Annotated in this window: 20 protein-coding genes; 12 read left to right on the top strand and 8 right to left on the bottom strand. The window is 55.9% G+C overall.

Annotated elements, in window-relative coordinates:
• Positions 1-46: 46 nt before the first annotated feature.
• On the bottom strand, positions 47-427 hold the full coding sequence (locus tag BHW66_RS03015) for a hypothetical protein (protein WP_022198672.1): 381 nt from the start codon (positions 425-427) through the stop codon (positions 47-49).
• A 371-nt stretch (positions 428-798) separates the two neighbouring features.
• On the opposite strand from BHW66_RS03015, the gene BHW66_RS03010 reads away from it, so the two are divergent.
• Positions 799-3,108 (top strand): hypothetical protein, encoded by a 2,310-nt coding sequence (locus tag BHW66_RS03010; protein ID WP_146023948.1) that lies wholly within the window; start codon positions 799-801, stop codon positions 3,106-3,108.
• 146 nt (positions 3,109-3,254) lie between these two features.
• Here the strand turns inward: BHW66_RS03010 and BHW66_RS03005 are convergent, their stop codons facing one another.
• Entirely contained in the window at positions 3,255-4,004 is a 750-nt protein-coding gene (locus tag BHW66_RS03005; RefSeq protein ID WP_012419184.1) for a GDSL-type esterase/lipase family protein, read from the bottom strand.
• 255 nt (positions 4,005-4,259) lie between these two features.
• On the opposite strand from BHW66_RS03005, the gene BHW66_RS03000 reads away from it, so the two are divergent.
• Entirely contained in the window at positions 4,260-5,555 is a 1,296-nt protein-coding gene (locus BHW66_RS03000; protein WP_143247044.1) for a sialate O-acetylesterase, read from the top strand.
• A gap of 325 nt (positions 5,556-5,880) precedes the next feature.
• Here BHW66_RS03000 and BHW66_RS02995 read toward each other — a convergent pair whose 3' ends face one another.
• The 5 genes from BHW66_RS02995 to BHW66_RS02975 form a co-directional block, all read right to left on the bottom strand.
• Complete coding sequence (locus tag BHW66_RS02995; protein ID WP_102758779.1) at positions 5,881-7,131, bottom strand: ferrous iron transporter B; 1,251 nt, start codon at positions 7,129-7,131, stop codon at positions 5,881-5,883.
• A 153-nt stretch (positions 7,132-7,284) separates the two neighbouring features.
• Positions 7,285-7,773, bottom strand: coding sequence for a hypothetical protein (locus tag BHW66_RS02990; RefSeq protein ID WP_046435972.1), 489 nt, complete (start codon positions 7,771-7,773; stop codon positions 7,285-7,287).
• A gap of 19 nt (positions 7,774-7,792) precedes the next feature.
• Positions 7,793-9,373: an arylsulfatase gene (locus BHW66_RS02985; protein ID WP_046435974.1), complete on the bottom strand. Its 1,581-nt coding sequence runs from the start codon at positions 9,371-9,373 to the stop codon at positions 7,793-7,795.
• A gap of 59 nt (positions 9,374-9,432) precedes the next feature.
• Positions 9,433-10,743 carry an AI-2E family transporter gene (locus tag BHW66_RS02980; RefSeq protein WP_046435976.1) on the bottom strand — a complete coding sequence of 437 codons (1,311 nt, stop codon included), beginning with the start codon at positions 10,741-10,743 and terminating at the stop codon, positions 9,433-9,435.
• A gap of 35 nt (positions 10,744-10,778) precedes the next feature.
• Positions 10,779-12,098: a PDZ domain-containing protein gene (locus BHW66_RS02975; RefSeq protein ID WP_022198663.1), complete on the bottom strand. Its 1,320-nt coding sequence runs from the start codon at positions 12,096-12,098 to the stop codon at positions 10,779-10,781.
• A gap of 331 nt (positions 12,099-12,429) precedes the next feature.
• Here BHW66_RS02975 and BHW66_RS02970 point away from each other — a divergent pair, with 331 nt between their 5' ends.
• The 9 genes from BHW66_RS02970 (at position 12,430) to tsaA (ending at position 20,459) form a co-directional block, all read left to right on the top strand.
• Complete coding sequence (locus BHW66_RS02970; RefSeq protein ID WP_012419178.1) at positions 12,430-12,825, top strand: Minf_1886 family protein; 396 nt, start codon at positions 12,430-12,432, stop codon at positions 12,823-12,825.
• 16 nt (positions 12,826-12,841) lie between these two features.
• On the top strand, positions 12,842-13,897 hold the full coding sequence (locus tag BHW66_RS02965; protein ID WP_046436151.1) for an agmatine deiminase family protein: 1,056 nt from the start codon (positions 12,842-12,844) through the stop codon (positions 13,895-13,897).
• Positions 13,894-15,486 carry an FAD-dependent oxidoreductase gene (locus BHW66_RS02960; protein WP_094139805.1) on the top strand — a complete coding sequence of 531 codons (1,593 nt, stop codon included), beginning with the start codon at positions 13,894-13,896 and terminating at the stop codon, positions 15,484-15,486. Before BHW66_RS02965 ends, BHW66_RS02960 begins: the two co-directional genes overlap by 4 nt.
• 279 nt (positions 15,487-15,765) lie before the next feature.
• Positions 15,766-16,341, top strand: a complete 576-nt coding sequence (locus tag BHW66_RS02955) for a hypothetical protein (RefSeq protein ID WP_146019785.1) — start codon at positions 15,766-15,768, stop codon at positions 16,339-16,341.
• Positions 16,342-16,503: 162 nt separating this feature from the next.
• Positions 16,504-16,914 (top strand): AIR carboxylase family protein, encoded by a 411-nt coding sequence (locus BHW66_RS02950; RefSeq protein ID WP_012419174.1) that lies wholly within the window; start codon positions 16,504-16,506, stop codon positions 16,912-16,914.
• A gap of 26 nt (positions 16,915-16,940) precedes the next feature.
• Positions 16,941-17,474, top strand: a complete 534-nt coding sequence (gene pyrR / locus BHW66_RS02945; protein WP_012419173.1) for a bifunctional pyr operon transcriptional regulator/uracil phosphoribosyltransferase PyrR — start codon at positions 16,941-16,943, stop codon at positions 17,472-17,474.
• Between the two features lie 28 nt (positions 17,475-17,502).
• On the top strand, positions 17,503-18,432 hold the full coding sequence (locus BHW66_RS02940; protein WP_012419172.1) for an aspartate carbamoyltransferase catalytic subunit: 930 nt from the start codon (positions 17,503-17,505) through the stop codon (positions 18,430-18,432).
• A 6-nt stretch (positions 18,433-18,438) separates the two neighbouring features.
• Positions 18,439-19,713, top strand: a complete 1,275-nt coding sequence (locus BHW66_RS02935; RefSeq protein ID WP_046436155.1) for a dihydroorotase — start codon at positions 18,439-18,441, stop codon at positions 19,711-19,713.
• 56 nt (positions 19,714-19,769) lie between these two features.
• On the top strand, positions 19,770-20,459 hold the full coding sequence (gene tsaA, locus BHW66_RS02930) for a tRNA (N6-threonylcarbamoyladenosine(37)-N6)-methyltransferase TrmO (protein ID WP_102758780.1): 690 nt from the start codon (positions 19,770-19,772) through the stop codon (positions 20,457-20,459).
• Between the two features lie 77 nt (positions 20,460-20,536).
• Here tsaA and BHW66_RS02925 read toward each other — a convergent pair whose 3' ends face one another.
• The gene (locus tag BHW66_RS02925) at positions 20,537-21,100 is read right to left on the bottom strand and encodes a hypothetical protein (RefSeq protein WP_046435985.1); all 564 of its coding nucleotides are present in this window, start codon (positions 21,098-21,100) and stop codon (positions 20,537-20,539) included.
• 213 nt (positions 21,101-21,313) lie between these two features.
• On the opposite strand from BHW66_RS02925, the gene BHW66_RS02920 reads away from it, so the two are divergent.
• The gene (locus BHW66_RS02920; RefSeq protein ID WP_286688899.1) at positions 21,314-22,063 is read left to right on the top strand and encodes an IS1595 family transposase; all 750 of its coding nucleotides are present in this window, start codon (positions 21,314-21,316) and stop codon (positions 22,061-22,063) included.
• Positions 22,064-22,122: the final 59 nt, after the last annotated feature.

Raw genomic sequence — 22,122 nt, 5'->3', positions numbered from 1 at the left:
TTGTCAGGGGAAGCCGGTTTTCCGGAAAAGGAAGGAATAAAAGCAATCAGGCCTGCTTGGCAGTCAGCCTGTTCTTGAGTTCCTCCGCTTCAGTGCGCAGGGTGTCGAGTTTGGCTGTCTGGGCTTCAAGGTCGGCGATTTCTTCCAGAACGGCCGCCAGGCGGCGCAGGTCGGCGGGTTGGGCGGCTGCGAGAGGCTGTGTTTTGGGAGCAGTTGTATTTTTGGTGCCGGGCTTGCGGCCGCGCTTGGCCTTGGATGCCTTCATCCAGCTTGAGATGGTCACCGTGCTGATGCCGAAGCGTTCGGCGGCTTCTTTCTGGGCACCCCTTTTGTTTTGGGTTTTCCGTTCAGCAATGAAATCAAGAACGGATTGTTTTTCTTCAGGCGTGTAGCGCCTCTTATTTTTGGTACTGTCGTTGGAGTTCATGATGTTGACGAGTGGTTATTTATTTAACTAATCATCCTTGGTCTGGCAAGAAAAAAGTATATGTGTTATAACATTTTTTAAGAGGATTCTTAAATGACTGGTACGTATTCTTGAAGTTCTATTACGGGCGCTTTACTTTATTCATGATTGTTGTTGTTAACATATTGTGTTTTTTATGATTTTGCGGGAGAATACGCGGGATATTTAAACGCTTTTCCATGTTATATCTCGGGTGAAGCCTTTTTTCGCAATCTGCCTGTTGAACCACGCACGGCGGCTGTTCCCCGCCCGTTTTCCAGACGGTATTTTGAGGTTGCAGGGGACCGCGGAATCGTATAAAATCACTCCAATTTCCCAGCCATTTTATCACGATGACCGATCAGACAGGAACCCCTTCTTCGCCGGAACCTCCCAAATTGCGACGCCGTTTGGTAACGGCAGCCCCTGCGGCCGCACCCAAGGTAAAGTTTGTTTCTCCCGCCGCGGAAGGCGTGGAGGTTGTCAAGCCGCGTTTTCTCACTCCTGAGTTGCAGGCCAAGCTGGCTCAGGAGCAGGAGGAAGCCGCCCGCCGCGCAGCGGAACAGGCGGAGGCGGACAGGATTGCTGCGGAAAAGGCGGCTGCCGAGCAGGAAGCTGCCCGTATTGCTGCCGAAAAGGAGGCGGCGAGAATAGCTGCCGAGCAGGAAGCCGCAAGAATCAAGGCGGAGCAGGAGGCTGCCGAAGCCGCGCGCATTGCCGCAGAAAAGGAGGCCGCCCGTGTAGCTGCCGAAGAGGAAAGAGCACGCCTTGCGGCGGAGCTGGAGAAAAAGGAAGCCGCTTCCGCTCCGCAGCCCGAGCCCTCCGTGGATGCCCAGATTCAGGATGCCCTTGCCAAGGTAGCGGAGGCCCAGAAAGCCCTGGCGGAGGCTCAGGCCGCTGCACTGGCCCAGGCCGCAGGGGTAGCGCCTGCGGCTGTGCAGACCCCGGAACCGTCTGTTCCGGAGCCTGCTCCTGCGGTGGGGGCTCCCAAATTGAAAGTTTTCAAGACGGACGCGGCTCCCGCTGCGGCGGAGAAATCCCCGGCCGCCGCTCCGGAAAGCGCCGTTCCCAAGCTGAAAGTATTAAAATCCCCCGTGGGGGCAGCACCAGCTTCTCCCATGGCTCCCGCTGCGGTTCCCCAGCCTGTGGCTGCCGCGGGAGCTTCCCCTGCCTCTGGCGCTCCTCCGGCGGGCGACGGCGGTATTCAGCCTCCCGCCGGAACGGAATCCGCCCGGGATATGGCCGCTTCCGTGGATAAATCCAAATCCCTGCTGCGGGGTGTCCTTTATGGGGTATGCGCCCTGGTTGTCATCGCTGCCGGCGTAGGGATTTATGCATGGAGCACCAGCAGCAAGAAAGAAAAGGTGGAAGGTGAGAACGCCCGCCTGAATGCGCTGGTCGTGGAAGGCGGGAAACTGGGCCGCAGCCGTCTGTTTGACTCCAAGAATCTCAGCCGTGTTCCGGATGTGAAAGTCGTTCCCGATGCGGAGGATGCCGCTCTGCTGCTCGCCAATGTGAGGGGAGTCAAGGGCAACAGGGAAAACTGGCCCGGCGCCGCCCACCTGGTTTCCATCATGGCCCAGATGGATGACAACATTGCCCGCCAGGTGGTGGAAGACATGAAAAAAAATGTCGGCAGGTACAGTAAGGAAAAATATTCCATGATGGTGACCCTTTTGGCCAAGTCTTCCAGCCCCGCCATGCGCGACATGCTGAAAGACCTGTACGCTTCCATCAGCGAAAGCAAGAATAAGAAGATCCAGGACAAGCAGGCCGTGGTGCTCAAGTACATGCGTTTTGCCATGAAGCTGGACGACCTTGACGACGTGATGAAGATCCTCCAGAAGAAGGATGCTTCCCCGGATTTGATTTCCTCCGCTTTCCGTACGGCGCGCTACCTGATTGACGAAGCTCCTCCAGCCAAGCGCAAGGCGCTTTCCTCCAAACTGCTCCAGTATCAGAAAAACATGCCGGAGGAAAACGTCAAAATGCTCTACAAGCTGCTGGCCCGCACCGGTGATCCCAAGGTGCTGGACATGATGGAAAAGAGCTATAAGGAGGATACCAAAAAGGCGCTTGCCATCATTACCGCCTGGGGGGACTGGAATACGGATGACGCCGTTCCGTACCTGTTCAAGGCCTGGAAAGACGAATCCCTGCATGAACGCGTGCGTTCCCAGGCCCATGATTCGATTCTCCGCGTACTCTCCGTGGACCGTGACCGGGATGACAACGCCACGCTCAAGTTGTTTGACCCCCTTATTGCGGATGCCAAAACCAGCGAACGCCGCCAGTTTCTGGTTTCCGCATTCAAGAGACTCAGCAACCGCCCGTATGTGATTCGCCTGCTGGGCCGCATCAAGCAGACTGCGGAAGACCAGAGAAACGCGGTGGAACCAAAGTTCCAGGCTGCGGAGGAGGCCTTGTTCAAGGCGGAGGACAAGTTCAAGGCCAATCCCGGCGATGCGGCAGCCAAGGCCGATTATGAGGCCAAGGAAAAGATTTATAATGAGTTGTCCAGTCAGAAGACCGGGGAAGACAAGGTGATTGCGGCGGTGGACAAGGCTCTGGAAAAGGTCAGGAAGACGCCTGTTCCCACCAGGAAGGCCGCTTCTGCCGAGGACAGGGATGATGACGACTCTTCCGTGATTAAGACAATTTAAACGGTTTTAACGGCCGTATCCGAAAACCGGAGGGAAAATAATCCCTCCGGTTTTTTATGTGCGGGAGTGACAACCATGATTGGCTGGCCGCTTCTGCGCAGATGAGGCCGAATTGGCCGTTGGCCGGGCGGAAGGGGGTAGCGGACTTACTTCATGTATTTTTTGATTTCCGGCAGCAGTGCGTCCGCCCAGAGACGGTAGCCTTTTTCTGTAAGGTGGACGAGGTCCCCGGTAATTCCCGGCAGGAAAGTGCCGTCCTTGTCCAGGAATGCGGAATTAATGTTGACGACATGGACTCTCGGCATATTTGTTTTGTCCAGCTCCCTGTTGATCATTTCATTTTGGATGCGCAGGGGGTCTTCCGCCGTTTTCCCCCGGGGAAAGATGTGCAGAAGAATAATTTCAGTGGCGGGGTGGAGCCGATGGACCCGGGAAGCTATTTCCCGGATACCCTCCGCCGTTTCCTGCGGGGTCTGCCTGCCTTTGTATTGCCCTGTGTTATTGGTGCCCACCATGATAACGCATACTTGGGGGGAATGAGGCGTTTTAAGGGCAGAATCGTCAATGCGCCACAATACATGTTCCGTCCTGTCGCCTCCTATCCCGAAATTGACAGGAGCATAGGGGGAAAAATATTGGGACCATATTTTTTTGCCGTCGGTTTCCCAGCGGTGGGTGATGGAATCGCCGATAAACAGCAGTTGGCATGGTGTTTCCGCCAGGGTCTGCTTTAACAGGGCGTGCCTCTGGCTCCACCAGTCAGCTTTTGTTTTGGAAATGTGGGCGGCATCGGGTTTTCCTTTTTCCGGCTGTTGGGAGAAAACAGGCAGGGCGAGTCCGCATCCCAGAAGGCAGATGGAGGCGGATATGGCGTTGATAGACGGGAAATGGTTCATGTTGTTTATTCAATACGGAGAATGTTTCTGCCGCCTTTCTTTTGGAGGATAAAAAATCCCGTTGGTATATTGAATGCGTTTTCCTGCCGGTACGGCATGGTACCGAAACATGGCGTGGACCCGGCTGGAACGGCAATTCCGTATTTCCTGGCGTAATGGTACTGCAGCAATGGATGGACAGCTTTGTGTTCAGGAATTGATAAAAAGAGGGAACGGCTAACGTATGTTCACGGACAGAGTCCGTTGAATTATCTGATGAATATTCCTGTTACCTTGATTTTGCTTGCTTTCCACATGGCTGCGGCGGCTTCCGCATCCATCTGTGCTTCCCGGAAAACAGAGTGGGCGGATTGGAATTATTTAACTTCTTACGGTCAATCCCTTTCTGTGGGCTGGACGGCTAAGCCCGTTGTAACGGAAAAGCAGGAGAAAGGGGGCTTGTATATGTTCAGGGGAGGGGTGAGAGCGTATGAGAACGGCAGTGACCGCAAGATGCTGGTTCCTCTGGAGGAAGGAGTGAACGGTCCGCGCGGCGAAACTCCCGTATCCGGGGCTGCCTGTCGTTTGTTCCGCCTGATGCAGCATTATTCTCCCGTTACGGCTTCCCGTATCCGGTTGATTTGTTCTGCGACGGGAGTGGGTGGGGCGAGCCTTGGTTCCCTGGGCAGGGGAACTGGAGCCTACAACCGCATTTTGGATGATTTGAAGGCCGCCAAAATACTGGCTGACCGGGAAGGGAAGACCCTTTCCATGCCTGCGTTTATCTGGACCCAGGGAGAGACGGATCACCAGGACAGAAAGACGAGGGAATGGTACCGGGAAAAAATGGAAAAGCTGATCAGGGACATAAATCATGACGCCAGGGCCGTGACCGGGCAGAAAAACGATGTGGTCTGTTTCGGCTATCAGGTTGGTTCCCATTTGAATTATTATCAGTTTAATCCTACGGATTATCCGGCTATTGCCCTGGAACAGCTGGAGATGGCTTTGGAGAAGGACAGCCGGTATGTGATGACGACCCCGATGTATCATTTCGAGTATAGCGACGGAGTCCATTTGACGGCGCCCATGTCCCGCCTTTATGGGGAGTATGTGGGCTATGTCATGAAGAAAGTCCTGTTGGATGGGGCGGACTGGAAACCCGTGCATCCCCTGACCCATAAAATCAGGAAGTCCGGAAAGGGTTGGACGGTGGAAGTGGCATTTTATGCTCCCTGCCCCCCTTTGGTTCTGGACACGAAGACGGTTGACGATCCTGGCAATTATGGTTTTTCCCTTGTGGGGGCTGAGGGAGAGGATATTGCCATCAAGTCTGTCCGGCTGGTGGGGAAAAATGCGGTACAGCTGTTGACGGAGAAGGACCCGGGGAAAGGGCGTCTACGCTATGGGATGACGATTAATGAACACCGTCCTTCCGGTCCGCGGACGGGGGCGCGGGGCTGTCTGAGGGATTCCCAGGGAGATGAGGTTAAGGCCCATATCCAGGGCAAAGATTACCGAATGGATAATTGGTGCCCCTTTTTTGATTACTCCCTGTCAAAAGGGCATTGATTTTCCGGAAATGGCTGCATGATCTTTTTTGCCGCAGGTTGTCCCCCCCTCTGCAAACGGAAAAGGATACCCGGACGGCTTGAAAAAACAGGAAAGGCTTCAGCGGTGCATACTGATTCCGGATTGTTGCGGAGGGGAGGCTTGCACGGCCATGCATGGTGTTATGCTGCGGCTTTCGTGGCCGGATGATGGCGATGTTGTGATCATTTGACCGTAGAGCAGGAGAACTTGCGGAAGTTCATCGTAAACGCCTCTTTTTTCACGAGGTTCATTTTTTCTTCTTCCGGGGGATATTTCCTGCTTCCGGTTTCTTTATGGCTGGCCTTTACAGAAGGAGCCCTGCCTGGTAGATCAGCGTAGCCGTTGCAAAACCCAGGAGGGTCAATCCGCCGAATTGAGCCAGAGCGAACCACCAGGTGCCCGCTTCCCTCTTGGCGACGGTGACGGTGCCGATGCAGGGCAGGGCGATCAGGCAGAATATCATGATGCTGATGCCCTGGAGTGGGGTGTAGCTGGCTTTAAGACGGGCGTTCAATGTCTGCTGGGCCGCCGGGGCCGAATTTCCGTCTTCCACCGCATAAAGGATACCCATCTGGGTGACGAAAATTTCCTTGGCGGCAAAGGCTCCTACCAGGGCGGAATTGATTTTCCAGTCAAATCCGGCCACTTGCGTGACGGGTTCCATCCAATGGCCTATTTGTCCGGCGTAGGAATGTTCCATGGCCGCTGCGTTTGTCGGCGCCGTGTCTTCTTCCGGCCTGGGGTAGGTGTTCAGAAACCACAGGATGATGGAGGCCCCAAGAATGAAAGTGCCTGCTTTCCGGACGTACATGAAGGCCCGCGACCACATCAGGATGCCCACCTTCCGCAGGGAGGGGAGGCGCAGGCGCTTCATGTGGTGGAGGGAATCCCTCTGGGGCGCCTTGAAAAGCGTGTTTTTCAGAAGCCGGGCGCAGCACAGCGCCAGCAGGACGCCGCTGGCATAAATCCCGAACAGCACGGGGGCCTGCAGGCGGGAAGGAAACAGGGCGGAGACGAACATCATGTAGATCGGCAGGCGGCCCGCACAGCTCATCATGGGCAGCACGGCGATGGTGACCAGGCGGTCGCTGCGCGTTTCAATTCTCCTGGTGGACAGGATGGCGGGAACCGAACAGCCGAATCCCAGCAGGAGGGGGGCAAAGCTGCTGCCGTTCAGCCCCATGATTTTCATGATGCGGCTCATCAGGCGGGAAACCCTCATCATGTATCCGCTGTTTTCCAGGACGGTAATGGCCCCGAAGAGGAGAACCACGTTGGGCAGAAAGGCCAGTACGCCGCCCACGCCTCCTACCACGCCTTCCCCCAGCAGGGATTGCAGGCGGGGCCACGGTTCCAGCATGCGGCTGGCCCAGACGCTGAACAGCTGGGTGCCCGTCTGGATGAGCCTGACCAGAGGATCCCCGATAGCGAAGCTCAGGAAGAAAATAATATAAACGATGCCCAGGAAGATAAGAGAACCCCATATCCTGTGCATCAGGACGGCATCCAGTCTGGCCCTCCACAGGTTATCCTTCGCCTCTGCCTCCCGTTCCATAACGTTTACCGGGACGTAACTTAAAATCTGTTCATTTGACAGGCAAGCCTAAAAGCCCGGTTCCGCGGAAAGGGGCATGGAAACCAGGCATTCCGGCCGTTTTTGGGACGGGGCTGCCGCATGGGCCCCGGATGGGGCCGCAGACTTTGTTTTTTAGCGGCGCAAAGCCGCCAGGCCCTGGATGAAAAGGATGGCCGCAGTACAGCCGAATACCATGGAGGGCAGGCACTGAAGCATGTACAGCGGATCTGTGGAACCGTTTCCGTAGGAGGGGAAAATAAAGGCCAGAATCAACGCTATCAGGGACAGCCCCCATGCCAGCCATGATGTAGCGGGAATCCGGCGGCCGGATGCTGCGGCTGGCAGCTGCGGCAGGTTTTCCTGCCGGATGCCGCGTTCGTCAGTATCGCGTCCGGAGAAAGCCGGCCGCTTTTTCCTGACGGGAGGCAGGGCGGCCTGCGTTTTCATGGCGTTTTCCGGTTTGCGGCCGGATGGCGAAGAGGAGGCTTCCCCGAAGGGAAGCCCCGTTGTAACATGAATCAAAACGCCGCACGCCGGGCAGCGCATGCCGGTTTTGGCGTCCAGTCCGGCCGGGTAGGTGTACCCGTGGCCGCATTGGGAGCATGTGGCGGATTCTCTCATGATCTGGCCCGAATGGATGTTAGTCGTCCAAGGGAAGCAGGTCCTCCTGGTCAGCCTTGGTTTCGGGCCTCTGGCGGATTTCCTCAAGCTTGGCTTTCATCTGTTCACAAATGTCCGGATGCTGGGAGGCTACGTTGTCAAGTTCCTTCGGGTCTTTTTCCAGGTCAAAGAGGCTTCCTCCTTCCGGGGACTTGCTCATTTTTGCGGAGGCTCCGTTGATGCCGTCGCGAATGGCCACGCCGGCGGGAATGAATTTCCATTTGCCGTGGCGAATCGCCAACGCCTTGCCAGTGCTGTTGATGACATGGTAGTCACGCCCTTTGGCGGATTTGCCCAGAAGGGCGGGCAGCACGTTTTCAGAGTCACGGAAGGAATTGGCCTTGCCGGGGGCCAGCAGTTGTTCCAGGGAGGCTCCCAGATCCATCTGGTTGAGCAGGGCTTTGCTCGTGGTTCCGGGGTTGATCACGCCGGGCCATTTGACGATGAACGGAATGCGGGAACCTCCTTCCAGAATGCTGTATTTGCCTGCCCGGAAGGGGCCGGCGGGGGAATGGGTGGCGTTGTCCCGGACGGCGAAATCCCTGTAGCCGTCATCCAGCACGGGGCCGTTGTCGCTGGAGAAGATCACCAGGGCGTCTTTTTCCAGACCGGCCTGTTGCAGAGCCTCTGTAATGCGGCGCACACAGTCATCCAGTTCCACGGTCACGTCACCGCGCACGCCGTGCCGGCTCTTGCCCACAAAGCGTTTTTCCGGGCAGCGCGGCACGTGGATGTCATGCGTGGCGAACATCAGGAAAAACGGTTCCTTGGCTTTGGCGCTCTTTTGAATGTATTCAATGGCCTTATCCGTAATGACATCGGCGTTTTCCTCATCCTTCCACAAGGCGCTTTTGCCGCCCTTCATGAATCCGATGCGTCCGATTCCGTTGATAATGGCCTGGTTGTGTCCGTGGCTCCACATGAGTTTGAGCTGGTCCTTATTGTCCTTGCCATTGGGAAGCCCGGGGAAGTTGTGCCTGTAGGATACTTCAATGGGGTCGTTCGGGTCCAGGTTGCGGACATTGCCGTTTTCCAGAATCACACAGGGAACGCGGTCGCCCGTAGCGGCGAAGATAAAGCTCTCGTCAAATCCGATTTCGTTCGGGCTGGGGGAGATATGTTTGTTCCAGTCAATTTTCTTCCCCTTTTCCCCCAGGCCCAGGTGCCATTTGCCTATCATGTAGGTTTTGTAGCCGTGGGATTGGAGCATCTTGGGCAGGGTGGGCTTCTTGGTATCGATAATGAGGGCGGCGTCTCCCGGCAGGATGCCCGTGCCTTCCTTGCGCCACGGATATTCTCCTGTGAACAGGGCATAGCGGGAAGGGGTGCAGACGGATGTGGTGGAATAGGCGTCCGTGAAGCGGCAGCCCTGCTCGGCAAGCTTGTCGATGGAGGGGGTGGGAATTCCCTTGGCTCCATAGCAGCCTACGTCTCCATAGCCGAGGTCGTCAGCGTAAATCATGACGATGGCCTTGGGGGGCTTGACCGTTGGCGTGACTGCGGCCGGGCAGGCCGCTGCCGCCGCCAGGGCAAGCATCAGGTGTAATGCGGATTTATTCATGTTGTCAGGTGTGTGTGATTATAATTTTCCGGAAAGGGCGGTCGGAAGGATGCCGCTGTTTAAGCGTGGGCCGAACCTTCGGGGGTGTCCGGAGGCTGTTCGCCGGGATGTTCCGGCGGAAGCACGGGTTCCGTCATGGGGCGCATGCTGGCATTCTGCCAGATGTACCGCTTGTAAAGGACCTTGATGGCGGCTGTCAGGGGGACAGCCAGCAGGGCACCGATTAAGCCGCCCAGGATGAGTGTCCAGATCAGCACGGAAAACATGACCGTGAGCGGGTGGAGTTCCACGGAATCCCCCACGATTTTCGGCTGGATGATCCATCCGTCAAATTGGTTGACGGCCAGGAAGATGCTCGAAACAATCAGCACGTGCTGGAAATCCCCCCATGTGAACCAGGCCAGCAACACCGCAGGGATAAATGCGGTGATGATACCCAGGTAGGGAATGATGCCCAGCACGCAGACCGCGGCGCCAATGGTAATGGCGTACGGCAGGCCGATCAGCTTCAGGCAGATGGCAATCAGAATGCCTTCAATGATGCTTACCAGCATTTGGCCGCGGAAGAAGGAAATCAGGTAGCCGTTGATTTCCTCCATGGTGTCCACCACGTCTTTTCTGAATTTGGAGACTTTCAGGGGCAGGATGCTGGGCCATTTCTCTTTGATTTTATCCGCCTCCAGCAGAAAATAAAAAGCGAAAATGGGCGTAATCAGGATGCTGACCATGATTCCTATGGTGCTGTACAGGGCTCGCCCTCCGGAAGTGAGCCAGCTCATCAGCCTGTCCTGGTAAAAGGAGGAATTGATGGTCATGTAGGCTCCCAGCTTTTCCCGGGCGGTCCGGGCGTTTCTCAGGTCATGGATTTCCGCCTCCGTATAATGGCTGGCATTCAGTTCCCGCAGACTGGTTCTGTAAACACTGTCAATGGTGCGGGAAATGAAAGGTATTTCAATGGTGGAGTCAATCAGTTCGGAGGTTTTGTTCCATAGCTCCATCCGGTTGTCGATCAATTCGTCCGTTTGCCTGATCAGGGGAGGAAGAATCGTGGCTCCAAAGCCTACCAGGACAGCCAGAGCCGCAAACATGACCGTGACTACGGCCCAGGGGCGGGAGAATTTGAGACGCACCAGCCAGGAAACGATGGGTTCCAGCAAATACGCCACGACGGCGGCAATCAGGATGGGCAGGAGCACCGGTTCCAGAAACCCCAGAAGTTCCACCACTTCAAAAATGACGAAGGCCGCAATGCCCAGCATCACCAGAATGGAGGCGCCTGTCAGGGCATGCCAGCAGGTTTTTTTCTGGAAAGGGGAGGGAATGGCGAGGGCGGCGGAAGTTTGGGTATTCTGATGTTGTTCGTTGTTCATGCCGGTGTAGAGAGATGGCTGGTTGCTGGCCCGGCTCAGGCAGCGGAGGCCTTGTCCGTTTTCCCGTCAGCTGCGGGAGAGGCTTCATCCGGAGTTTCTCCGGCCGTAGCCGGAGGCTGCTGGCCGTCTGCGGAGGGCTGGGTCTGTTCTTTTTTTTCCTGCTGCCTGACGTGGTTTTCGAATTCCTGTTCCGTAATGGCCTGGGGCGTGGGGTAATAATCCCCGGCAGGGGGCGCGGCCGGAACTTCCCATTGGATGCGCACCAGCCTGTTCCTGCGCTGGACCACCACGCTGGCCTGAGCCCCCCGCTGGGTGGTAACATATTCTACGAGGTCCGGATAGGGATTCTTTCTTCCATTGATGGAAATAAGAACATCTCCCGTTCTGAGGCCGGCGTCCCATGCGGGCGACCACTCTGCCACGTAAGCTTTCATGGGGCCGTTCCCGTTGCTGTCCTGGATAAAGGTGCCTCCCATCAGGTTGAAGGAGGCGGGGGCGGGCATCCGGTGGCTGGTGGAGCTGAAATAAAGGGCGTTCCCCGGGCCGTCCAGCCAGAACTGGCGTGCGGCCAGAGCGCCGTAGCCCAGGATGATGTCGATGTCATCGGGGATGCCCATCACTTCCGGGTTGGCGAAGCTTTCACAGAGCAGGATATTTTTTAATTCCAGTGGACCGAGCTGGAAGGAGCTTACATGCATGCATTCGTGGGCGTAAAAGCCGCCTGCGGCGGGGCTGTAGCCGGAATAGACGCTGACGAACGCATCCGGGTAGGCCTGCTTAATGGCATTCCAGCGTTTTTTGGAGATGTAAACGGCGTGGGGGGCTCCCGTGTCCAGAATGATGCGCCTTCCGTGCTTGTCCGCGATTTGCGGATAGTCGGACCCGGGAATCAGGGAAAGCTTGTTCCAGCTTTTTATTCTGGAGGGAAGTTTATTGAAAAAACGGTGGGAGCGTTTGGGATAGTTGATGTTCCACACATATTTCCGGATGCATTCCCAGCCCAGCAAACCGTCATACGGGGCCTGGTCTGCCATTACTACGTCCTGTTTCCGGGAAATGGGTTCCCCGTCATCCTTCAGGGAAACGGGCACGTTGGCCGTGCGCATGGCGCCCCTGCCGCGCAGGCGTGCGCCGATGGATTCCACTGCCGGGGAGAAAAGCAGGGATGTCTGGACTGCTCCCGTGTCTACGCCCATCATTAATTGCGTTCCGGAGCTCCACGCCAGCGCCACGGGGGTGCCGTCCAGGGGATTGGCCGCGTCAATGGGCGGGGAGCTGCTGTCCTGGATAGGCCGGTGCGATACGCAGGAAACGCACAGCATGGTTGCCAGAAGCATGATGGAGGAACGGAACATAAAGTATTCCGTTCATAACAAACAGACCATAGGCTGGCAAGGTTTCCTTCCTGCTTACAGGGCTTTTTGACGGCATCAGAACGTAAAAACCGCTGCTTGCCGGAGGGTAGCTCATGCAGAAGCATGATATTCAAAATGCGGGCGCGTGCGTTTTTTGAGGCTCTATATCATGGACGGGAATTTTGCCGTCTGCCGCGTCCGGCGTTCCGTTCCAGCGAGGGGGCGGCTGCCTTCATTTTCCCCATGCTGTCCCCAAGGGAGGGCTGAAGCTGGAGCGCTCCCAAAAATCTTGATTTTCACAAGGAGCCGTATAGGGTAGCGGTGAGCCGCTATGACCACCCCTACGTTTGAAGATGCCGTGAGCCGTATCGTACGGAAGGATCCCCGTTTTGCGGAACGGGCATATTCTTTTCTGAAAGATGCGCTGGATTTTACCATGCAGCGCGTTGAAGAAAGGGAAAACGGCTCTCAGAGGCATGTCAGCGGGCAGGAACTGCTGGAAGGGTTCCGGGATTACGCCCTCGCCCAGTTCGGGCCCATGGCTTCCACCGTGATGAAGGAATGGGGGCTTAGGAACGGGAAGAATGTGGGGGAGATGGTTTTTTTACTGATTGAGGAAGACGTTTTTTCCAAACAGCCGGAGGATTCCCTGGATGATTTCAAGGGCTTCATGAGCTTCCGCAAGGCTTTTGAAGAACCTTATGAATTTCAGGACCAGCCCAGTTGAACCGCCCGATACCGCCATGAACAAGGAACCCGATGTACGCTGGCCCGCTGAATGGGAGCCTCAGGATGCTGTCTGGCTGTCCTGGCCCCACCGCAGGGATTTATGGCAAGGGGGGCTGGACGAGTTGCAGCAGACTTATGGGAGCGTGGCCGCTGCCATTGCTCCGCATGCCCTTGTATGCGTGAATGCCGCAGCTCCCCTTCATCCCGGCGTCAGGCAGGCGATGCTGGCCGCCGGAATGAGTGAGGAGCAATTCCGCCTGTTCAACCACCCGACCAACGACGTATGGTGCCGGGACCACGGCCCCGTTTTCGTCCAGGATGTGAAGGACGGTTCTCTGATGCTGGCGGATTGGCAATTTAATGCGTGGGGCGGCAAATTTGCCCCGTGGGACCTGGACAACGGCGTTCCCGCCCTGATTGGGGCGGCGCTGGGGCTTCCCGTGCGCAGTTCTTCCCTGATTCTGGAAGGGGGGGCGATTGAGGGCAATGGGGACGGCTTGCTGGTGACGACGGAGTCCGTGCTGCTGAATCCCAACCGCAATCCGGATTGGAGCCGGGCCATGATTGAGGAGGAATTGAAGCGCATGCTGGGCGTCAGAGCCGTTTTCTGGCTCGGTTCCGGCATTGAAGGGGATGATACGGACGGCCATATTGACGACATGGTGCGTTTTGTGTGCCGGGATGCCGTAGTCTCCATCGTGGAAACGGATTCTTCCTCTCCCCATTACCGCGCTCTGGCGGAGAATAATGAACGCCTTCAGGATTTGAGATGCGTGGACGGTTCCGGGGTGGAGGTGATTCCCCTGCCGATGCCGGATCCCCTCCATGCGGAGGACTGGCGCCTGGATCAGCTCCCTGCCAGTTACGCCAATTTCCTCATTGTTAATGAGGCCGTCATTGTTCCCGTATTCAACCAGCCCCGGAATGACGATCGCGCCCTGGGCATTTTGCGTGAATGTTTCAGCGGAAAACAGGTAATAGGGGTGGATGCCCGCAAGCTGGTGCTGGAAGGCGGCGCCATCCACTGCATCACCCAGCAGCAGCCCCGGCCGGGGAAGGAGGGACTGTGAGCGGAGGGGAAGGAATAACGGTGGATGTGATTCTGCCGATGGAAAAGGCCGGCAGCGAGCGCGTGCGCCGCGCTGCCGTGGCGCGGAAGCTGGGTATTTCCCCCTCCCGTATCAAAGATGTGCGGCTGGTGAAGGAGTCCATTGACTCCCGGCAGAAAAAAATTCTCTTCCAGCTTCGGCTGCTGGTCGGGGTGGATAGCCCGCTGCCGCCGGAACGTCTTCCCTCCCGGGATTATCCGTCCGTCCGTCCCGGCTCCCCCGTGGCGCTGATCGTTGGATTCGGACCGGCCGGGATGTTCGCCGCGCTCCGCTGTTTGGAACTGGGTATGAAGCCTGTGGTTCTGGAACGGGGGAAGGATGTTTCCTCCCGCCGGTTTGACCTGGCTCCCATCCTGCGCCGCGGCACGGTGATGGAGGATTCCAATTACTGTTTTGGAGAGGGAGGGGCAGGCACGTTTTCCGACGGGAAGCTGTTTACGCGCGCGACCAAGAGAGGCCCCGTCCGGGAGGTTTACGAGATTTTTGTAGCCCACGGAGCGCCCAGGGAAATTTTAACGGACGCCCACCCGCATATTGGCTCCAATCTGTTGCCCAATGTCGTCAAAGCCATCAGGGAATCCATCCTTCGCGCGGGCGGGGAAATTCATTTCAATGCCCGTGTGGAGCATCTGCTCCGTTCTGCGGACGGCCGCCGCATACGCGGCGTGGCCTGCGCGGATGGCCGGGAATTTGCGGCGGATTCCGTTTTGCTGGCTACCGGGCACAGTGCCCGGGACGTGTACCGCATGATGCTGGCGGAGGGGCTGGCTCTGGAACAGAAATCCTTTGCCGTGGGTGTGCGCATTGAGCATCCCCAGGCGTTTGTTGATGCGCGCCAGTACCACCTGAATCCGGAGCAGAGGCGCCCGGAGCAGCTTCCGGCAGCCCGTTATTCCGTGACGACCACCATCCAGGACCGCGGCGTCCATTCCTTCTGCATGTGTCCCGGCGGCTTCATCGTGCCCGCCGCCACGGAGAACGATGAGGTAGTGGTCAACGGCATGTCTCTGGCCCGGAGGGATTCTCCATTTGCCAATGCCGGTTTTGTAGTCAGCGTGCATCCGGAAGATACGGAACCGTTTTGCAGGGAACACGGGGTGCTGGCGGGCGTGGCGTACCAGAAAGCGCTGGAGACGGCTTCCTGCCGTGCCGGAGGAGGCATGCAGAAAGCCCCGGCCCAGAAGGTGGAGGATTTTCTGAAAGGGCGCGTTTCTTCTTCCCTGCTGCCTACCAGCTATCATCCCGGCATCGTATCCCATCCCCTTCATGAATTGCTCCCGGAAGGGATTGTCTGGCGCATGCGGGAGGGGCTGCGGCAGTTTGACCGTAAATGGCGGGGATTTGCCGGAGCGGACGCCCAGCTCATTGGCTGTGAGACGCGCACCAGCTCCCCCGTGCGCATTCCAAGGGACCCCGCCACGCTGGAGCATCCCGGTCTGGAGGGCCTGTACCCATGCGGCGAAGGGGCGGGTTACGCCGGCGGCATTGTTTCCGCCGCCCTGGACGGACGCCGTTGTGCGGAGGCCATGGCGCAGCAGGCGACCCGCTAGGTTTTTTCAAGCGTCCGGCCGCCGGAGCGATGCAGCTTTTCTGCGTTTCTGGATGAAGATACGCCCCTGTGAGCCTTGTTATGCCGGAACCGGATGCCATCAAGCCGGGAATGGGGGCAGGCTTGTTTTTTCCGGGAAGGAAAGACAGTCCGCCGTGGCGGCGGCCGTCAATGCTGCGGGATGCGGCGGAAGGGAAGAATATTGTTGACCCTGCGCAAAAGATTCCTGTAACGTGATTTCATGTCAAATCTGTTCCGGTGGGGAATTCTCCCTGCGTTTTTGATGACTTTTTCCGGCATGTCCCAGGATATAGCGGCGCCCTCCATGGCTAATGTGGATTTGGAAATGGAGGATGAAAAGAAAATAGCGGCGTACAGGGAGGCCATGGCCAGGCACTTGCAGCTGGGCATTATTTGGACGTGCATTGTGGAGTTGGAGGAAAAGGATAATCGTGCGGTGCTGGTGGCCACGCTGAAATATATTCAATCTCCCGAATGGGCTGGGATTCTGGATAAATGCCCTTCCGATTACCGCGCCATGCATCTGAAGATGATTAGGGAGTCCGGGAAATTGCTGGAACGGGTGGAAAGAGAGAAGATGACTGCCGATGAAATTCAGAACGCTTACGGAAAGTACGGAGGCCAATACATGAAAATGGGGGGGAGCATTCTGGAAAAATATCGGCTGGAGAATTGTTCCGTACAGTTTTCTTTATTCCTGATGCGGGAAACGGAAGGATTGGATGATAAGGAAAGGTTGAAGGCTCTTTACCGTATCAGGAAGGATATCCTCTCCGGAAAACTGAAGGTTCCCGGAGAGGGCGGAGGGATGGGCGAATCTGGGTTGGAGGAATGACCGGGATGCCGGGCCAATTTCCCGGAACGGTTCCGGAACTCCTGTGTTTCCTTTCTCCCGTTGTTCATTTCCACCCGGGGCCTTCCTTTTTTTGCAGGTTAAGTCTTGCCAGGGCAGGGGGCTTGGGGGCATAATCTGCAAGTTTCACAACCGCACACAGCCATGAAAGTCATCGTCATCTACGGCAGCCCGAATGATAAGCCCTTTATGGAACCGGCCCGCGAGTATTTTGCTCAGGAGAATGTTCCTTATGAAGAAACCGTTCTGTCCGCCCACCGCGACCTTCCGGAGCTGATCAGGTTCCTGGGGGATTTGGAAGCCAGCGGAGAAAAAGCGGTTATCCTGGCTGTGGCCGGCCTGTCTGCCGCCCTTCCCGGCGTGGTGGTGATGAGCTGTTCCCTCCCGGTTATCGGCGTGCCGGTCCCCGGAGGCCCCCTGAACGGTATTGACGCCCTGCTGGCGATTGCCCAGTGTCCCGGCGGCGTGCCCTGCACTACGGTTGGCTTGCATAAGAAGACCCCCGTCAATGCCGCCATGGCCGCCCACCGCATTTTAAAACTGGCGGGGCTGTAACGTGAACTTTTTCCCCCATCCGGCAAATGACTCCTCCTTCACAGGAAATCGTATTGGACGGTCCGGGAATTTCCCGTGCGCTTGAGCGCATGGCCCACGGCATTGTGGCCCGTTTCCCCGGAGAACCTCTCGCCATCGTCGGCCTGCTCAGCCAGGGGGATGTGATTGCCCGGCGTCTGGTGGACAAGGTAAAGGAGCTGGGAGTGGAAGCCCAGTACGGCTCTATTGATATTTCCCTGTACCGGGATGACATCTTCAAGCTGGAAGCCCGGCCTTCCCTCCGTTCCTCCAATTTGCCGTTTTCCACGGATGACATGAGGGTCGTGCTGGTGGACGACGTCCTTTATACGGGGCGCACCATACGTGCGGCCCTGAACGCCCTTTTCGACTACGGCCGTCCGGCCCGTATTGAACTGGCGTGCCTGATTGACCGCGGCGGGCGGGAAGTTCCCATCCAGCCGGATTATACGGGGCACGTGCTGGACCATGCCGGAGCCAAGGTCATCGTAAGCATGAAGGAGGCTGACGGCGAGGACAGCGTGGTCATTCCTTCCCACTGAAAATTTTCCAATCCATTCTCCGTTTCCCATGAATCATCCCCGCAAGGATCTTCTTAATATCTCCTCATTGACTGACGAGGAAATTCACACGCTGCTGGATTCGGCCGGCCCGATGAAGGAGCTTTTTACCAAAAGCGTCAAAAAGGTGCCCGCCCTGAAAGGCAAGTCCGTTCTGACGCTTTTTTATGAACCCAGCACCCGCACCCGTTCCTCTTTTGAGGTAGCGGCGGAACGTCTGTCTGCGGACGTGACCAATTTCACGGTGTCCACCTCTTCCGTGGTGAAAGGGGAATCCGTACAGGACACGATCGCCACGCTCCAGGCCATGAAAGTGGATTATGTAATCGTGCGCCATTACAACAGCGGCTTGCCGAACGTGATTGCGCGCCATACCTGCGCCAGTGTGGTGAACGCCGGGGACGGAGCCCACGCCCATCCCTCTCAGGCGCTGCTGGATTCCTTTACCATCCGGGAGGTGTTTCCGGATGTGAGGGGAAAGCGTGTTCTGATTGTGGGGGACATCCTGCATTCCCGCGTGGCCCGTTCCACCTCCCTGCTGATGAAGAGGCTGGGGATGGAGGTCGCCTTCCTGGGGCCGGGTTCCCTGGTGCCGCGCACCGAACATTCCGGCATTCCCCGTTTTTCCGATTTCAATGAGGCGTTTGCCTGGAAGCCGGACGTAATTTACCTGCTGCGCGTTCAAAAAGAGCGGCAGGACGCCCCTTTCTTCCCCAGCGCCCGGGAGTACAACAAGATTTACGGCGTCACGGAAGAACGCCTGAAGCGCATTTCCGGTGAAGGCCTGTACATCATGCATCCGGGGCCGGTCAACCGCGGCGTGGAAATCTGTGACCTGGCGATGGACTATGAGCGCTGCCTGATCAACCGCCAGGTGGAAAACGGCATCGCCTGCCGCATGTCCATCCTTTACCATCTCACTCCGCAAACCCAGCACTGATTGTTCATGAAAACTTCCGTACTTATTCGCAACGCCCGGCTGACGGACGGTTCCGCCCCGGCGGACCTTCTGGTTTCCGGGGGGGTGATTACAACGAAAGCTCCTGCCGGAACGCTTTTGGAGAGCGCCGCGGAAAAGGCGCTGGATGCTTCCGGGAAACTTGTTCTGCCCGGCCTGTTCGACATCCATGCCCATTTGTGCCAGCCCGGCCGGGAGGACAAGGAACGTGTGGCTACGGCTACCGCCGCCGCCCTGCATGGAGGAGTGACCGGACTGATGGCGATGCCGGATACCGAACCCGTGATGGACAATGCCGCCCAGATTACCACGTTCATGGAAATATGCCGGACGGATGCTCTGGTGGAGGTTATCCCCTCCGGTTGCCTGACCAAGGGGGACGGCGGGGAAGAGCAGGCCTCCTACGACTCCCTGCGCGCCAAGGGCGTCCGTTTCATCACGGACGGGGACCGTGCGCCGGACAACATGCTGCTGCTGTACCGCGCCATGCAGTACGCCAGCAATTTGAACCTTACTTTCGCCCTGCGCGGAGACGTGCCGTCCCTGACGGCCAGGGCGGCCATGCACCCGGGCACTACTTCCTACCGTCTGGGGTTGATGGGCTCCCCCTCCTGTGCGGAGGAAATAGGGCTGGAAACCATCATCCGCCTTTCCGTGGATACGGGCAACTCCCTGCATGTGCAGACCGTCTCTACGGCCGGCAGCGTGGATATCCTGCGCCGCTGCAAGCGGAAAACCGCCGGGTTGAGCGCGGAAGCGGCGCTTCACCATCTCCTGTTCACGCATGAGGACGTGGGCCGGTACGATACCTGCTACAAGACGCTGCCGCCCCTGCGCGACCAGTCGGATGTGGATGCCCTGATTGCCGCCGTGAATGACGGCACCATTGACTGCATTGTTTCCGATCACACGCCCTGCACGCCGTTTTCCAAACTTCAGGATTTCGTTGTCGCCCCGCAGGGCATGATTGCGCTGGATACGTTCCTGCCCGCTATTTACCAGTATCTGGTGGAACCTGGAAAAATGTCCTGGCAGACGGTGGTGCGCGCCTGCAGCGACGCTCCCCGCAGGCTGATGGGGCTGGCCCCCGTCTCCCTGGAAGAAGGGGCTCCGGTCAATCTGGTGGTGTTTGACCCGGAAGGAGAAACGCCCGTCACGGATGAAACGCTCCGCAGCCGCGCCCGCAACACCCCATTCCTGGGCAAGACCTTGAAGGGAAAAGTGGATGCCGTGGTGTTCGGAGAACAGCTCCACCGCTTCTGATGAAAGCGTCACGGAGAAAGGCCGGCAGCTATTAATTATTAACTATCAGTCTCCGCTTGCAGCCCGTCGCCCGCGTCAGCACGTGTTATCCGGACAAATTCGGTGCGCCGCGCCAGAGCGGCCTGGTTCCGGATGCGCGGGCGCGGCTGGTATTTGAGCCGCCGTTCCGTCATCCGGATGCCGTTCGTGGTCTGGAAGGGTTTTCCCATCTGTGGCTGGTCTGGGTGTTCAGTGAAAACGTGGATAAGGGGTGGAGCCCTACGGTCCGGCCTCCGCGGCTGGGGGGCAATGTGCGCATGGGGGTGTTCGCCACGCGTGCGCCGTTCCGTCCCAATCCCATCGGGTTGTCTGCCGTCAGGCTGGAACGGGTGGAATTGCATCCTCTGGACGGCCCGGTATTGCATCTTTCCGGCGTGGATTTGGTGGATGGCACCCCCATTCTGGATATCAAGCCCTATGTTCCTCTGGCGGACTGCATTCCGGAGGCGTCGGAAGGGTTTACGGCTGTCCCCTATGAACGGCTGGATGTGGAAATTCCCGAATCTTTTGGCGGTTCCATGTCTCCGGAAGAGAGGAGTGCGCTGGAAGATACGCTGTCCCTGGATCCCCGTCCCCAGTATCAGGATGATCCGGAACGGGTTTACGGCCTTTCGTTCTCTGGCTGGGAGGTGAAATTCAAGGTAAAGGACAAGCGGCTGCGCGTATTGTCCCTGGAAAGAAGGCGAAGCGGTCCCGGCCTTTTTTGATATGCGGGTCATTCCTTAGGTATTTTTTGGAATCTACATACTTGACTAATCAGGAGCTTAGTTTTTATACCTTATTATCACTGCCACACCTCTATGTACTCATCCGAGTATACAAATCTAGGGTATTTTTCTTTCAATAGAGAAATTGTTTCAGAAAATATTTCATAATAGGATTTCATTTTTTCTTTCGGAAACCAAAAATGAAAATCGGGTGTTGCACATGTATACTTCATCCCTTCTTTATAATGTGCAAATCTATTACGATCATCGTATAATTTTTTCAGTATTGATATTTTATGAGGTGGTATAACTTTCAAATAATTTATTTTATCAATTATATTAAACGATGTGATAAGTTTTTTCACTAATATATTTTGTTCACGACCTATTGTTTTTTCTAATTGCTGCTTAAAAACAGAGTTGGTGAAGGCTTCAATACTAAGCCCCCAAAAAATTATTGCACAAATAGCATTCTTTATTCCCTCAGGACAAATAACTGTTTCAAATTCCGAAATTTCATCACCTTCGCTGATAGGAACTCTTGTGTGTATATGCTCAATGTCATTTAGATATTTGTTATAGGCATCGGCGGCAAGGTCTTGGAAGATTCTTTCTGCGTTAATTCTATATCCTTCTGACATAAGGACATCATACTGTTATATCGCTACATTGTCAAAAATTAGCTCCATCTAACTCTTCGCCTAAGATTTATAAGGACAATTTTCTACTCGCCCTATATGGGTAAGAAAATTGTATACCAAATAAACTATCAAAATAATCTTCAATACGCTGAAAATAAACGCGTACGAACTAATCAAAACACGACAAAATTTCTATATCAACCAAGCAATGATATGGGACAAACTAAGCTCAAATACACTTCCTTATATGAGTTCTTCTTCGAATTTCCTAATGAGGAATCTGCCCGGAAGTATTTTGAGAAGAAGCGTTGGAATGGTCGTGTCCGTTGTCCTCATTGTGGTTCTGACCATATCACCGAATGTAAGGATCACTCTCCAATGCCTTACAGATGTAGGAAATGCAGAAAATTTTTCAGAGTCAGATTTGGTACAATTTTAGAGGAATCCAAATTGCCTCTTCACAAATGGTTGATGTGTATGTACCTGTTGGCAACATCTCGTAAAGGTATTTCCTCCATTCAAGTTTCAAAAGAACTCGGAATTACTCAGAAGAGTGCCTGGTTCCTCTGTCAAAGAATCAGGGAATTTTGGATGAAGGATAAAAAAGAGAAGTTGGATGGTATTGTAGAAGTAGATGAAAACTTCATTGGAGGTAAGGAATCCAACAAACACTTTTCCAAGAAGCTGAACAAGGGAAGAGGTTCAGTAGGTAAATTGATTGTCATCGGGGCCAAACAGAGGAACGGAAAGGTGATCGTCAAACATATCGACGATACTTCCGCTTACAATTTACAAGGATTCATCGGAAGACATGTAGAGAGGAATTCCAATGTGTTTACGGATGAGTTCAAGTCTTACAAGGGACTTGTCGGATTTATCCATGAGTTATCAACCATAAAGGGAAACAATACGTCAATGGTAATGTTCATACCAATTCCATTGAGAGCTTCTGGTCTCTACTGAAGAGAGGTTACTATGGCGTTTACCATTACATGTCCCCTAAGCATTTGAAGAGGTACATT

The organism is Akkermansia sp. 54_46 (assembly GCF_001917295.1).
GTDB lineage: Bacteria > Verrucomicrobiota > Verrucomicrobiia > Verrucomicrobiales > Akkermansiaceae > Akkermansia > Akkermansia muciniphila.
Note: the sequence above shows the minus strand (reverse complement) of the source record. Positions and strands in the feature narration are given on the sequence as shown.